The organism is Vibrio sp. 10N.222.55.C7, from assembly GCF_041473335.1.
GTDB lineage: Bacteria > Pseudomonadota > Gammaproteobacteria > Enterobacterales > Vibrionaceae > Vibrio > Vibrio crassostreae_C.
On the sequence record NZ_JBFRSC010000021.1, the window covers coordinates 366,759 to 380,599 of the forward strand.

Below are 13,841 nucleotides of genomic sequence, written 5' to 3' on the forward strand. Positions count from 1 at the left end.
GGCTTAGTAATCGAAATAAAAAAGCCCAGCTTGAGATTATCAAGCTGGGCTTTATTGATCTTGTTCTAGAGCTGATTAAGCAGCGGCTGTGAACTGAGCTAGAAACATCTCTTTGCGTTCGTTGAAGCGGTTTACTAGGTCGTCTACAGAAGCTTGGTCGTATGGCTTAAGGCCACTTGCTACCATACGCTTCACGCCTTTACCTACTACTTCGCCGTCTTCTTTGAAATCGAAGTTCAGGGTCACGATGCCACGTTTGCCTTCAACATCAAAAGTCGCGCCAGAGAATTCAACTTCTGGGTGAGACAGGTCTAGGCGAGTAAATTCAACTTCCATGCTCTCGTAAATCACTAGAGGACGTTGGCAGTTGATCATCATTTGTTGTTCTTCCATAAGAGGAACCATGATGTGTGGGAAGTTCATGCCAGAGAACTTAACGTAGTTTGTTACCACGTGCTCGATGAATGCTTGGTCGTGGCTCTTTTCACCTTCACAAGACATGTGTAGGTACTCTTTGCCTTTCTCGTCAACCAGTGAGCTTTCTTTCTCACATTTGTTGTCAACGCTAAGCGCAATACCGTTACCCACCATACCTGAAAAATCAAAACGCATTTTTTGGCTGATGCCTTCTTTCTGCAGAAGAACTGCAAACAAAAGATCGCCAGGCACGCAGAAGCGCTTGTTGTCTTCATCGTGAATTGGGTTGAAGTCAGCAGCTACTTTTTTAGCAAAGTGGCTAGCTTGTTCACGAGTGAATTGAAATTGATTGTCTTCAGTAGAAAAGTAAGGTGTCAGAAACATAGTATCGCTATTAGTCATCAAATCTGGGGTGGATTATAGCTAACTAACTTCGATCTAATGGTCTATCCAGTTAACTTTGCTTATATATCAGTCAATTAGATAAATACGTTGGATGGTATGTGGCAGTTTTACAGGGGATATGGTGACTGGCTCAATGCAACAAGGGCTAATCGATAGCCCTTGTTTATATGACGTGTTATTTCACGACTCAGAAGCTACACAAAATACCTTCAGGCATTAAGTGGTTGTGTACAGACAATTTGAGCAATAAGTTAGCTTGCTCGATATCTGGTGAGAAGTAGCGATCTTTGTCGTAGAAGCTGACTTTCTCGCGCAGTATCTGTTTTGCTTCTTCTACTCGAGGAGAAGAGAGATTTGGTGCTCTAAAATCCAAGCCTTGTGCTGCTGCTAAGTATTCAACAGCCAAGATGCCACGGGTGTTTTCTGCCATGTCACGCAGTCGACGACCCGCAAAGGTTGCCATAGATACATGATCTTCTTGGTTTGCCGATGTTGGAAGGCTGTCTACTGAAGCTGGGTGTGCCAGTGTTTTATTCTCGCTTGCCAGAGCAGCAGACGTTACTTGAGCAATCATAAAGCCTGAGTTAACGCCGCCGTTATCGACTAAGAAAGGTGGAAGTTTGCTTAGTGCGCTATCAATCAGCAGTGCCATTCTTCGTTCAGAAAGGCTACCAATTTCTGCAATCGCAAGTGCTAGGTTATCCGCTGCCATTGCCACAGGTTCTGCGTGGAAGTTACCACCTGAAATAATGTCGCCGTCTTCAGCAAATACCAGTGGGTTATCCGATACCGAGTTCGCTTCAACGTTTAACGTTTCTGCTGAATTACGAATTTGCTGTAAACAGGCACCCATCACTTGAGGCTGACAGCGCAACGAGTAAGGGTCTTGAACCTTTTCACAGCAAGTGTGTGATTCACCAATCTCACTCTTTTGATCAAGCATATGGCGATAAGCAAGCGCGGCATCCATTTGACCACGATGACCACGAACGCGATGAATTCGAGGGTCAAACGGACGACGACTACCCAGTGCAGCTTCTACAGACATTGCACCACATACGGTTGCAGACGCAAACAAGTCTTCCGCTGCGAACAGACCTTCTAATGCAAAGGCAGTCGATGCTTGTGTGCCGTTTAACAGCGCTAAGCCTTCTTTCGGCGCAAGTGTGATTGGCTCCAAGCCAGCGATCTGCATTGCTTCTAAGCCAGTGATGATTTTGCCGTTGTGGCGCGCTTGGCCTTCACCTAGAAGTACCGTACTCATGTGGGCGAGGGGAGCAAGATCTCCAGATGCACCTACTGATCCTTTTTGTGGAACACATGGGTAAACCTGTGCGTTCACAAGATCGATAAGAGCATTGATGACCTTGAGTCGGATACCCGAGTAACCACGAGACAAGCTGTTAATCTTTAACACCATCATCAAGCGCACGGTTTCATCAGACATGAATTTACCAATGCCGGCCGCGTGAGAAAGCACGATACTTTTCTGTAGTACTTCTAAATCTTCAGGCGCAATTTTGGTATTTGCCAATAAGCCAAAACCCGTATTGATGCCATACACAGTGCGATCTTCAGCAATCACTTGTTCTACAACGTGCATGCTCGCTTCAATATCAGGAATCGCTGCTGGATCGAGTGATAAGTTTACAGGGCTACGGCTGATTTTTCGAAGTTCAGGCAGGCCTAGAAGTCCTGGTTTAAGTAATAAATTCAACATGTTCTCTCCAGAAGTTAAAGGCGACGAAGTTCTTCGTTTAGCATAGGTAAATCAAGCTTCTGCTCTTTAGCACACTGCTTGGCAATATCGTAACCCGCATCAGCATGACGCATAACGCCTGTTGCTGGGTCATTGTGAAGTACGCGAGCAATACGCTGTGATGCATCTTCACTGCCGTCACAACAAATCACCATGCCTGAGTGTTGCGAGAAGCCCATACCAACGCCACCACCGTGGTGCAAAGAAACCCAAGTTGCGCCGCCCGCTGTGTTCAGAAGGGCATTCAATAGAGGCCAATCTGATACGGCATCTGATCCATCCATCATGCCTTCTGTTTCGCGGTTCGGGCTTGCTACTGAACCTGAATCTAGGTGGTCACGACCGATAACAACTGGTGCTTTCAGTTCGCCATTTTTCACCATTTCATTGAATGCTTGGCCTAAGCGTTCACGATCTTTCAAGCCAACCCAACAAATACGCGCTGGCAGGCCTTGGAACTGAATGCGTTCACGCGCCATATCTAGCCAGTTATGTAGATGTGGGTTGTCTGGAATCAGTTCTTTTACTTTTTGGTCTGTTTTGTAGATGTCTTCTGGGTCACCAGATAGTGCCGCCCAACGGAAAGGACCAATACCTTCGCAGAATAAAGGTCGAATATAAGCCGGAACGAAACCTGGGAAATCAAACGCGTTTTCTACGCCTTCTTCCAGTGCCATTTGGCGAATGTTATTACCGTAATCCACGGTCGCTGCGCTGCGGTATTGCAGGTCTAACATCGCTTGTACTTGAATCGCCATAGATTGCTTAGCGGCTTTCACCACTTTTGCTTCATCAATGGAGCGCTCTTGTGCGGCTTTCTCCATCGTCCAACCTTGCGGCAAGTAGCCGTTAAGAGGATCGTGGGCAGAGGTTTGGTCAGTCACCACATCAGGTGTGATATTGCGTTCAACTAACTCTGGGAAGACGTCTGCGGCGTTACCTAATAAGCCAACAGAGATTGGCGTGTCTGACTCTTTAATGATTGCCATCGCTTCATCTAAGCTGGTGGCTTTTTTGTCTACATAGCCAGTACGCAAGCGGTAGTCGATTCGTGATTCATCACACTCCACTGCGATCATTGAGAAGCCAGCCATCGTTGCAGCAAGAGGTTGAGCGCCGCCCATTCCACCAAGACCGCCCGTTAGAACCCACTTGCCGTTTGCTTCACCTTGGAAGTGCTTCTTCGCGATAGCGACAAAGGTTTCGTAAGTACCTTGAACGATGCCTTGTGAACCAATGTAGATCCAGCTGCCCGCGGTCATTTGGCCGTACATCATCAAGCCTTCTTTATCGAGCTCGTTGAAGTGTTCCCAGTTCGCCCAGTGTGGAACAAGGTTCGAGTTAGCGATCAGTACGCGAGGTGCGTTTTTATGAGTCGGGAACACGCCCACAGGTTTACCGGATTGAACAAGTAACGTTTGGTCGTCCTCTAAACGCTCTAATACTTCAACAATCTTGTCGTAACATTTCCAATCACGCGCAGCGCGACCAATACCGCCATAAACAACCAGTGCATGTGGGTGTTCTGCCACATCAGGGTCTAGGTTGTTCATCAGCATACGCAGTGGTGCTTCTGTTAACCAAGATTTAGCGCGCAAAGTGGTGCCATGAGGTGCGCGAATTTCGCGAGTCGTGTCGAGACGAGGGTCACTGTTGTGGTGTTCCGTCATTTTGGAATTCCTTCTGTTTCACGTTATATCGTTGTAGTTGTAGTTGTAGTTGTAGTTGTAGTTGTAGTTGTAGTTGTAGTTATCGGTATAGCTGGATTAGTCGCTGGCCATTGCACTGGCAATATCCCAACATAAACGAGCCGCTAATCGAGCCGTTTGGCCATCGACGTCGTAGTCTGGGTTGTATTCCGCTATGTCCGCGATAATGAGTTTTTCACTGTGTTGGAAAATCTGTTCTAGAAAAGGAGCGAGTGCTTCATAGCTAACGCCTCTTGCTGCTGGGGCACTAACACCCGGCGCAGTAGCTGCGGGGAAAACATCGAGATCAATGGTGAGATAGAGATAATCACACTCAACGATGAATTTTTGTAACTTGATCAGTTGAGCGACTTGATTCACTTGGGTCATGTTGCGGTCGTGTTCATACCACACGCCCAGTTGGTCAGCTTTGTTAAACAGCGCTTTGGTATTGCTGGCGGCACTCACACCAAGACAAGCGTAATGAAACGGCCATTGATGTGCGTGGCAGTAATCACTGATCTGGTTAAAAGGCGTGCCGGAGCTCGGTTTAACATCGGTGATGTCGCTTTCAAATTCACGAAGATCAAAGTGAGCATCAAAATTAACGATGCCGATCTTAGGATTGTGTTCTGATTGAATTTTATTTAGGTGCTCAGCGAGACCTTGGAACGTTGCCCAAGCCACCTCGTGACCACCGCCAAGGGTAATCACTTTGTTGGTTGCTAAGGCATTGGCAATCACAGAAGCACACTGTTTTTGGCTGACTTCTAATTGACCATCATTGCACTCGATATCACCAAGATCGGCGATGTGTGCGTCACTGTGCCAAGCCATATTCGCCAACGCTTGGCGTATCAAGTTAGGTGCTTGTTTCGCGCCCACGCGTCCTTTATTTCTTGCAACACCGGCATCGCTGGCAAAGCCTACCAAGGCGATATCACCGTCAGTCAGCTTGTCACTTAACTCACTACTTTGCACTTGCTTGGTAATGTGATGAACGCGAGTACCGAGTGCGCCATCTTCAAGATCATTACGTCCGGTCCACACAAAGTTATGCACGGTTGTTGCGTTCTCTTGGATACCGTTGGATTTAGATTGAGTCATGACACACCTCGCCATTAACAATGCGTTTATGCAGGTGAGGAACACCGACTTGATAGCTTAGATCTGCAGGGTGGTCGATGTTCCAGATAGCCAAATCTGCGGCATAACCGATTTCGACTTTGCCTTTGGTTTGTGACTCACCAATGGCAGCCGCCGCGTTACAAGTTACACCGCGTAGCGCTTCTTCAGGCGTCGTACCAAACAGGGTGCAGCTCATGTTCATCATCAGCGTTAAGTCTGCAAAGGGAGATGTGCCGGGGTTTAGGTCGGTCGCGATCGCCATTGGGATTTTGTGTTCACGAAGTAAAGCAATAGGTGGCTGTTGAGTCTCTTTCAAGAAGTAGAAAGCCCCGGGTAATAAGGTGGCGACTGTGCCTGATTCTGCCAGTGCTTTTACTCCGGTTTCATCAAGGTATTCAACATGGTCGACAGAGAGTGCACCGTATTTAGCTGCGAGCGCACTGCCGCCCATATTTGAAAGTTGTTCAGTGTGACCTTTAATCGCTAGCCCATGTGCTTTGGCAGCTGCAAATACACGTTCGGTTTGTTCTAAGTTGAAGCCGATAGATTCGCAGAACACGTCAACGGCATCGGCGAGCCCTTGCCCCGCAGCTTTAGGAATGATCTCTTGGCAAACCAGATCTATGTAACGATCTGGTTGTTCTTTGTATTCTGGCGGTACTGCGTGTGCTGCAAGGAGAGTGGTAGTGATCTTAATTCGGCGATGATTTTCTAACGCTTTAGCTGCACGTAACATCTTGAGTTCGTCTTCAAGTGTTAAACCATAGCCCGATTTTACTTCGATGCTGGTTACGCCACTTCTTAGCAGGCCATCGAGTCTAGGTAGTGCCATTTCAACCAGTTCAGACTCTTGCGCTGCGCGTGTTGCAGTGACTGTCGCAAGAATCCCGCCGCCTTGTTTGGCGATGTCGGTGTAAGAGATACCATTCAAACGCTGTTCAAATTCGTTGGCGCGATTGCCTGCAAATACGAGGTGAGTGTGGCAATCAATCAGACCTGGGGTAACGAGCTTGTTTTTGCAATCATAGGTGATGTAATCCGCAGAGTTATCAGTGCTCGGTTGTTCTACCTCATAAGCATGAGCCTCATGGTTTGAACAAGAGATAGACACGATCTTACCGTCTTCGATAACGATATCTTGAGGGGAAGAGGGCTGATAACCGTCGGCTCCCGAACTCATGGAGACCACTCGTGCGTTTTTGAGGATCAAATTCATAATCACCTAGATCTTTGCTAAATATTAAATGTATATACAAATAAATAGGCTAAACGCTGACCCGAATCAAGTTGATGTTGCAAAAATGTGATCGGCGATCAGGATGATGTTCTTTAATCTAGAAGTATCTTGGAGCTTAATTTGTACTTAGAGCCAGGATGGTAGAGCAATGCAAAGCTGATGAGGCGTTCTTTGCTCCATGTTCTTCTATTCAAAAGAAGGCAAGGTTCTGATTCAGATAGCTTTAGTGACGTTCTGATTTGAGAATCTGGAATAATGGCTTCAACCGTGTGCTCGATAGCACTTAACGGGCAGCTTTTTGAAAGGTATTCGTTGGGCGTAGAGGTTGAAAAGTCTTGCTCTAGGTATTTTGGAGCGGCTTGAGAGTTCACCCAGCGCGCTTCCAATTGAATCGGTGCGTTGTCCGCAAAGTGTATGATTTCACTATAGAACACTTCTGCGTTAATCATCACACCTAACCGTGTAGCCGTGCTTTCATCAGCCTTGATACTATCGTGCTTGATAACTTGGCTAGTATACGTTTGGCCTCGGTCTTTGATCTCTTGCGCTATGTTGTTGATATCAAGCAACGGAGATTGCGCTTTTTCGTCGGGTTCACAAACAAAAGTCCCCAGTCTTGGTTTCCTGATGAGCTTGCCTTCAGACACAAGATCTCGAATGGCTTTATTGACCGTCATTCGACTCACATTGAACTGCTCGGTAAGTTCGAGTTCTGTGGTGATTTGGTAACCCACCGGCCAATGACCACTGCTGATCTTGTCATCTATGAACTGTTTTATCTGAAGGTAGAGCGGTGCTTTCGACATAATGAAACCTTATTTGACTATACAAATAGAGTAACGGAATTTTTCACGATTTCAACATTTCCTCGGGCAATGTGACCTTATTCAACATAGATGGGGCAAATTGCTTGATTCTGTGAGGCAAGTGTCGCAAATTGTCACGCAATAACTATTCGTAAATCAGATAATTAGAAAGGGAAATAATATGTTTAAGAAATTAAAGGCCTCGTTGGGCATCGGTGCAGCAAAGGTTGATACTGTCTTAGATAATATTGAAGTTTTCCAAGGTGGAGAGTTGTCTGGCAATGTTCACATTGTTGGTGGTGACGTTGAGCAACAAATCGACCTGATCAACTTGGTTCTCAACACAGAAGTAAAAGTAGAAACGGAAGATAGCACCAGCTACGAAACCTTTTCACTGGGTCGTATTCAAGCCGTAGAGCCTTTCGTTATCCAACCGGGCGAAACCAAACTGGTTCCATTCCGACTTAAGTTAAATGATGAAACGCCAGTCACCGCGTTGAACGCACAAATGAACCAATGCCATGTGTGGGTTGAAACCAACCTAGATATAGGCTTCGCGATTGACCCTAAAGACCGTGACTTTATCTCCGTACACCCATTGCCAACAGTGGCTAAAATCATCCGAGGCGTGGAAGCATCAGGTATGGCAATGGTGAAAGCAGACGTAGAGAAGGGCTTCTTAAAAGGCAACAGCTTTGCTTCTCGTTCGGGCTGTTACCAAGAGATTGAGTTTCGCAGCGGCGGCTTCATGAATAATAAAGAGATCGAGCTGTCATTCATCGTTGAAGGTTCAATGGTTCACTGCCTAGCAGAAATCGACCGCTCAATGAGCTTCCGCGGCGACCAATACATCTCATTCAGCTTACCTGCTAATGCGGCCGACTCAGACATTCGCAACGCTGTATCAAGAATCATGAGTGCGTAGTTCCCTCTCTGTTAGCAGTCGCTCTGTCTATTAATTAATAGAGACAATACAACTTTTCAAGCCGAACTTAACCATTCGGCTTTTTTGATTCTACTATCTGCCCCGTCCTGAAATGGGTTTACCACTGGTGCCGATAGGCCAATTGAAAAGCAACATCGGTGGAGTTGTCCATATTGAAAATGTTCTCGATTATGGATATCTCAATTGCCGAGCGTTGCATGAGATAGCGATAGCCAAACATCATTTCATTCGCGGCTTCTGAAAACTCAGTTTCACCGTCTTCTGCGCCTTCATACCAACGATACTCTAGGTGTAACTCATGATTTTCAAATAGCGTGAGTTGATATCCTCCCATCCATGACCATGTCGTTTTTTTATGTGAAAAGCTATTCTCCACTTCTCTACTGGACTGATTCGCTAATCCTAAGCTTGTATAGGAGGTATTGATGTCGAGTTGGTATGCATAATTGAGTTGAGCGCTTTGTTCGGTGCTGTTTCCCTTAAATGCACCGTGGCTGACTTTGTTATGATAAAGGGAGACGCCAAAAGATAAGCCATGGTTTTCTATATCTATGATCTGATATTGGGTGTAGAGCGTGAAAGCGCTAGTCAATGTGTCGCCGGAGAAGTCTCGATTATTGACGCCATGGTCTGGTGCATAGATGTCGAATTGGTGTCTCTCTTTCTGATCTCGACCTGCTTGGTCGATGCTAAATAGGTCGTGAAAGTTAATGGTGATTTTGTCGAGATGATTATTGGCGGCGTATAACCAGCGGTAATTGAGCTCTACTTGCCACGCTGTAGTCAATTGCCATCGCAGGCCTGTTTGAAGTTGGTTTTGATAATAGTCTAAGTGATAGCCGTGGGAGTTAGCCCAGATACTCGCAGCAGTTAAGGCTGTAAATACTTCAACCTTATTCTCTTCAAGAGGGAAGCCTGAACGGAGCGACGGGGTGAGGCGAACCGACTGCAGTGGTGCTTGGGTATAACTGATTAAGGGGCCGTAATCTTTGTTGGCCCATGCGTTTGGCGCAGAAAACATGGCGGCTATTACTAGCGGTAAAGGTCGTATGAGCGATATACAAGTAGCCCGTTTCTCCATATGTACCTCATCTGCATTCCGTTGCTTCTATATAGCTTAGTTCGAAAGGTGAGTTTTAAAAGTAGAGAGATGAAGACCACGGTGCTCAAAGGCACTGTAGATTAATGAAGAGTCATTGAAGTAATACTACCTGTTACTTTGTTATTTTAACTTGTGCTCGTTTGTGAACTCGGTATTTAGGCCTATTGGGATACATCTATTCGTGTCACGTTACTCTACCGCCTCATCGGTAATCTGGGATTGAAATGTCATTAGGCTTTCTAGTTTTTTTGCTGCAAGCTTCAACCTACCGGCTTTAGTGAGTAAGTCACTAACACTCAACCTCAATGTAGGTGCGTGTATTGCCATGCCTGCAATCATATTTCCGTCTTGATCACAAACTGGGACTGCAATGGCAACCATACCTTCAATGAGCTCTTCATTGTCGATGCTAATACCACGAATCCCAATCTCGTCGAGCTCTCTGTTTAGGTCGTCGACGTTGGTAATCGAATGTTTTGTTTGTGGTTCTAGTGTTAGGGTCGAAAGTATCTGCTTTCGTTTATTTCTTGGCATTAAGGCCAAAAATAGCTTGCCACTAGCAGTACAGTGCAGAGGTAACCTCGAGCCTAATTTTAAGTTGACCATCATAGGCCAATTAGCCTCAACACGCTCAAAATACAACAATTCATATCCATCTAATACGGATAAGTTACAGGTTTCCTGTATTTCGTCTGTTAATTCTTTTAAAACCATCTGGCGAGGTGCGCGCCCATCAAAATGTGACAGGACGTCTAGAGACATTTTTTTAAATCGAGAACCGATAGACAAGAAGCGACCTTGGAGATCTCTCGCAATAATATCCTCCTCTTCAAGTTGACTGAGTATCCGGTGTACGCTGGCCTTAGGAAGGTTTAGGAACAAAGCAATATCAACCGCTGTAACGGGGCGTGTCTCACTAGCGATGAACTCAGTAATCTTAAATGCACGTGACAGTGCTGAATTACTTGACGATTCGTTATTGCTCATGCTGCTTCTCCTTTGTTTTTTCTGATAAATTTGCAAGCAATGGGTCATTGCTTGCAAATTCGGTTAATCTACTTTAGCCGCCAAATTGAACCAAGAATAATGAAATGCTCGGTAATAAAGCAATCAAAACCCACGAGATAAATAGCGCTGTGAAGTAAGGAATGACAAACCGAACTAACTTACCATAAGGGATCCCGGTTACGCTACTTGCGACATATAAATTTAAGCCGAACGGTGGTGTGACAAAACCAATTGCAGCTCCGACTAAGAAGATAACTGAAAAATGAATCGGATCGACGCCAATGCCTGTGGCAATAGGTGCGAGAATTGGAGCTAAAATAATGGTAACCGGTAAGCTTTCTAAGAGCATCCCGGCTAAAAGTATAATCCCCATACACATAAATAAGACTGCGTAATAGCTTCCGAATCCATTAAGTGCGTTACCAATTATTTCACCGACTCCCATCATGGAAAGTAATTGTTGCATGACGACAGAAATCGCGATTAATGGTGCTAGCATCCCTGTAATCTGCCCTGATTTGAGCATCACAGAAGGAATGTTTTTGAAATGTAAGTCTTTGGTCAGAATACAGCCTGCGATAATTGTGAACCCAACGGTGAATGCAGCGGCCTCTGTTGGTGAGAATGCTCCAGAGTAAATGCCGTAGACGACTACACCAATAGTAATGAAGCCGAGGTAAGCGCGTCTTGCATATTTGAAACTGGTCTTTGCGACAAAAGGAATAACTGTTCCCCATCCTTGTTTTCGAGCAACTAGATGGCATGCGAACATCATCGCTAATACCATGAGGCTACCTGGCAGCATTCCTGCAATAAACAGATCCGTTATGGAAAGGTTCATCATGAAGCCATACACAATGAATATCACGCTCGGCGGAATAATAATTCCAACAGTTCCTCCTGATGCTGCTGTGGCTGCAGAAAATCTTTCGTCGTAACCATTCTTTTTCATTTCTGGAGCCATTATTGAGCCAATTGTGGCTGTTGTCCCAGCATTAGACCCGGAAATGGCTGCGAACATCCCACAAGCTCCAATCGCAGCCATACCCATACCACCACGAATGGAACCCAAAATAGAGTACGTAAAATCAGAGAGTCGTTTTGCAATGCCTGCAGCATTAATTAGATCGCCGGTTAGAATGAAAAGAGGTAATGCTAGTAAGCCGAAAAAGTTTAACCCCTCAAATAGCGTTACACCGATGTTAGCGAGGGTAAAGTCAATGACGATACTAACCCCAACAACCCATAGCCCAATGATTAAAAATATAGGGATGCCTGCTAGAAATAGAACCAAAACGATGACACTAATAATGCTAATCAAATCACCTTCACTCATGCTTCTTTCTCCGCTAATGATGTCTGGATTATCAATGGCTCATTATTTATGTACCGTTTACAATCTTGGAAGAAGTTCTGTATCACTCGATAGATTATTAATGTCCAGCCTACTGGTGTTGCCATATAAAACCACCACTGCATGACATCGTCAGTTCCTTGAACAATTGCAAAATTGTCGTAAGCGATCCTTACCTGATCCGTTGCAAAATAAAGAACGACGCCCGCAAAAACTAGCCAGAGAACGGCATCTAATATGAGGCATACAAATTGCGCTTGATAAGGGAGGCGTAATCTAATTTCGGTGAGCGATAAGTGAGTACGGTTTTTGACATTGACAGCTGCGCCGACCCAGGTAAGCCATAAAAATAGTAGTACAGGGATACTAGTGCTCCACGGAGCCTGAATACTAAAGAAAAAACGTCTGATTATTTCAACGAAGATAATGACAGTCATTATAGAGTAGCTGCTCACAATGAGATATTTTTCTATGTTGTTATCTAGCCAATACAAACACTTTTTGACTGAGGTTGCCGGGTGGACGGCAGTGCTGATGATTTCATTCATGATGTCATGCCTTAGTTTTATTTAATGGGTTGTCAGAGTATTAACCTAACCACCAACGTTGTGGTTTGACGTTGACTACCGCTGCGTCTTTAGGGAGTTCTCTAGCAATCCCGTGAATTTCTTTATAGATATCAATATCGCCTGCCCAAGCATTTAAACGATTACGCCATTTTTGCCATGGTTCTGGGTTATATTCCGGTGAGCATATTTGTTCAGCCTTAAATCTCTCTTCATCTGAAAGTGCAGCAAAGCGGATATTATTTTGTCGGAATTGCGTATTCTCGTTAGGGTGAGTTTGTGCACCAATAATTTCGTACAACCCACCTTCATTCATTCCGTGAGTAAAAATTTGTGCACAATATGCAGATTCCATGACCGCTTCTTTATGTTTATCGCTTAACTTTTCAAAAACGTCGTAATTCATAGCTGTACTCTCGTTGCCAGAGAACATGCGTAAATCGATCGCTTGAGATATTACTGATGTCATTCCTGAATATGCCGCTGCGCTCATCCAAGTTTCCGCACCATCAAGTAGTCCTTGTCGGAGCCCATCAATTGTTTCAGCCCAGGCAACTGGTACAGGGTTGAGATTGAGTTGCTCCATGGCGATACGCCCTAACTGGGTTCCTGTTACTCGGTTTTTGGTGCCTTGAATATCGGCTAGCGACGTAACCAAGGGTTTGTCTTTCCATTTGTTGCCTAACATGAGTCCACGTAAGTCACAGTGCGTGAATAGGAATTGAATGTTGTGGCGTTTACGTAATGGTTCACGAAACAATGATTCGCTTCGTTTGTCATAAAAAAAATGAAATTGCGAAGCTCGCGTAGGGAACATGTATGCAAAATCAAGAACATTCATGTATGGCGCACCAGCAGCGGAGTTTTGTGTAGATGCGGAATATATGTCAACGATTCCTTGCTGAGTTTTTCTTATACAATCCAATTGCCCACATAGTTGATTGGAGCCAAAGAATTCAACTTGTATTTCACCATTTGTTCTTTCTTCAAGATCTCTAGCGAAAAATAATTGTCCCGACTTTTGGATATCTAAGTTTTGTTCATTAAAGCCAGAGGCTCCAAACTTTAAGACTACGATTGGTTTTTTCTTTTCTCGAGTTCGAGATACGCTTTCCGACGCATTTGCCAGGCTACTTAAGGTAGCCCCTGTCCCTAATGTCCCTACAGCGAATAAAGCTGATGTAAGCCCGGCACGCTTTGCAACATTAAAAAAGTCGCGTCGGCTATATGGTTTGTCTTTTGAAGTTCTCATGTACCCATCCTGATTCATGTAAATAGCCCAATTACACTTGTTTAAAAAATGTTAAATGTCCAAATTGGGTTGTTATTAGTGTGCGATAAGTCAACAAAAAACAATTCATATTCTCTCGATATTTACTAATTATTGTTATTGGTTTATGTTTTTTGGGACGCTGTGTCTCGATT

At 44.9% G+C, this 13,841-nt stretch carries 12 protein-coding genes; 1 reads left to right on the forward strand and 11 read right to left on the reverse strand.

All coding sequences use genetic code 11. The features are described 5' to 3' along the window. Positions 1–75: 75 nt before the first annotated feature. From AB4482_RS08900 to hutC, 6 genes are all read right to left on the reverse strand, one after another. Entirely contained in the window at positions 76–801 is a 726-nt protein-coding gene (locus AB4482_RS08900; RefSeq protein WP_016792117.1) for a DUF3581 domain-containing protein, read from the reverse strand. A 208-nt stretch (positions 802–1,009) separates the two neighbouring features. Then, on the reverse strand, positions 1,010–2,542 hold the full coding sequence (gene hutH, locus AB4482_RS08905) for a histidine ammonia-lyase (RefSeq protein ID WP_102428045.1): 1,533 nt from the start codon (positions 2,540–2,542) through the stop codon (positions 1,010–1,012). 14 nt (positions 2,543–2,556) lie between these two features. Further along, positions 2,557–4,251, reverse strand: coding sequence for a urocanate hydratase (gene hutU / locus AB4482_RS08910; protein WP_229647058.1), 1,695 nt, complete (start codon positions 4,249–4,251; stop codon positions 2,557–2,559). 96 nt (positions 4,252–4,347) lie between these two features. Further along, on the reverse strand, positions 4,348–5,376 hold the full coding sequence (hutG, locus tag AB4482_RS08915; protein ID WP_102393420.1) for a formimidoylglutamase: 1,029 nt from the start codon (positions 5,374–5,376) through the stop codon (positions 4,348–4,350). Continuing rightward, complete coding sequence (gene hutI / locus AB4482_RS08920) at positions 5,363–6,613, reverse strand: imidazolonepropionase (RefSeq protein WP_372129913.1); 1,251 nt, start codon at positions 6,611–6,613, stop codon at positions 5,363–5,365. The genes hutG and hutI overlap by 14 nt, the downstream gene beginning before the upstream one ends. Before the next feature lie 113 nt (positions 6,614–6,726). Further along, the gene (hutC, locus tag AB4482_RS08925; RefSeq protein WP_017059778.1) at positions 6,727–7,440 is read right to left on the reverse strand and encodes a histidine utilization repressor; all 714 of its coding nucleotides are present in this window, start codon (positions 7,438–7,440) and stop codon (positions 6,727–6,729) included. Between the two features lie 181 nt (positions 7,441–7,621). Between hutC and AB4482_RS08930 the strand changes: the two genes are divergently transcribed. Next, positions 7,622–8,365 (forward strand): sporulation protein, encoded by a 744-nt coding sequence (locus AB4482_RS08930; RefSeq protein ID WP_372073746.1) that lies wholly within the window; start codon positions 7,622–7,624, stop codon positions 8,363–8,365. Positions 8,366–8,483: 118 nt separating this feature from the next. Here the strand turns inward: AB4482_RS08930 and AB4482_RS08935 are convergent, their stop codons facing one another. The 5 genes from AB4482_RS08935 to AB4482_RS08955 form a co-directional block, all read right to left on the reverse strand. After that, the gene (locus tag AB4482_RS08935) at positions 8,484–9,407 is read right to left on the reverse strand and encodes a DUF3187 family protein (protein WP_372180800.1); all 924 of its coding nucleotides are present in this window, start codon (positions 9,405–9,407) and stop codon (positions 8,484–8,486) included. Positions 9,408–9,677: 270 nt separating this feature from the next. Then, positions 9,678–10,475 (reverse strand): IclR family transcriptional regulator, encoded by a 798-nt coding sequence (locus tag AB4482_RS08940; RefSeq protein ID WP_017059781.1) that lies wholly within the window; start codon positions 10,473–10,475, stop codon positions 9,678–9,680. A 73-nt stretch (positions 10,476–10,548) separates the two neighbouring features. Then, positions 10,549–11,832: a TRAP transporter large permease gene (locus tag AB4482_RS08945; RefSeq protein ID WP_372133508.1), complete on the reverse strand. Its 1,284-nt coding sequence runs from the start codon at positions 11,830–11,832 to the stop codon at positions 10,549–10,551. Then, positions 11,829–12,398, reverse strand: coding sequence for a TRAP transporter small permease (locus AB4482_RS08950; RefSeq protein ID WP_017059783.1), 570 nt, complete (start codon positions 12,396–12,398; stop codon positions 11,829–11,831). The genes AB4482_RS08945 and AB4482_RS08950 overlap by 4 nt, the downstream gene beginning before the upstream one ends. Before the next feature lie 40 nt (positions 12,399–12,438). Further along, positions 12,439–13,668, reverse strand: coding sequence for a TRAP transporter substrate-binding protein (locus AB4482_RS08955; RefSeq protein ID WP_372133511.1), 1,230 nt, complete (start codon positions 13,666–13,668; stop codon positions 12,439–12,441). Positions 13,669–13,841 lie beyond the last annotated feature (173 nt).

Bases quoted from the DNA above. Each gene is read 5' to 3' on its own strand.
- AB4482_RS08950 (WP_017059783.1), bottom strand. From the start codon at position 12,398: ATGAATGAAATCATCAGCACTGCCGTCCACCCGGCAACCTCAGTCAAA.
- hutI (WP_372129913.1), bottom strand. From the start codon at position 6,613: ATGAATTTGATCCTCAAAAACGCACGAGTGGTCTCCATGAGTTCGGGA.
- hutG (WP_102393420.1), bottom strand. From the start codon at position 5,376: ATGACTCAATCTAAATCCAACGGTATCCAAGAGAACGCAACAACCGTG.
- AB4482_RS08940 (WP_017059781.1), bottom strand. From the start codon at position 10,475: ATGAGCAATAACGAATCGTCAAGTAATTCAGCACTGTCACGTGCATTT.
- AB4482_RS08935 (WP_372180800.1), bottom strand. From the start codon at position 9,407: ATGTTTTCTGCGCCAAACGCATGGGCCAACAAAGATTACGGCCCCTTA.
- AB4482_RS08900 (WP_016792117.1), bottom strand. From the start codon at position 801: ATGTTTCTGACACCTTACTTTTCTACTGAAGACAATCAATTTCAATTC.
- AB4482_RS08930 (WP_372073746.1), top strand. From the start codon at position 7,622: ATGTTTAAGAAATTAAAGGCCTCGTTGGGCATCGGTGCAGCAAAGGTT.
- hutU (WP_229647058.1), bottom strand. From the start codon at position 4,251: ATGACGGAACACCACAACAGTGACCCTCGTCTCGACACGACTCGCGAA.
- hutH (WP_102428045.1), bottom strand. From the start codon at position 2,542: ATGTTGAATTTATTACTTAAACCAGGACTTCTAGGCCTGCCTGAACTT.
- AB4482_RS08955 (WP_372133511.1), bottom strand. From the start codon at position 13,668: ATGAGAACTTCAAAAGACAAACCATATAGCCGACGCGACTTTTTTAAT.
- AB4482_RS08945 (WP_372133508.1), bottom strand. From the start codon at position 11,832: ATGAGTGAAGGTGATTTGATTAGCATTATTAGTGTCATCGTTTTGGTT.
- hutC (WP_017059778.1), bottom strand. From the start codon at position 7,440: ATGTCGAAAGCACCGCTCTACCTTCAGATAAAACAGTTCATAGATGAC.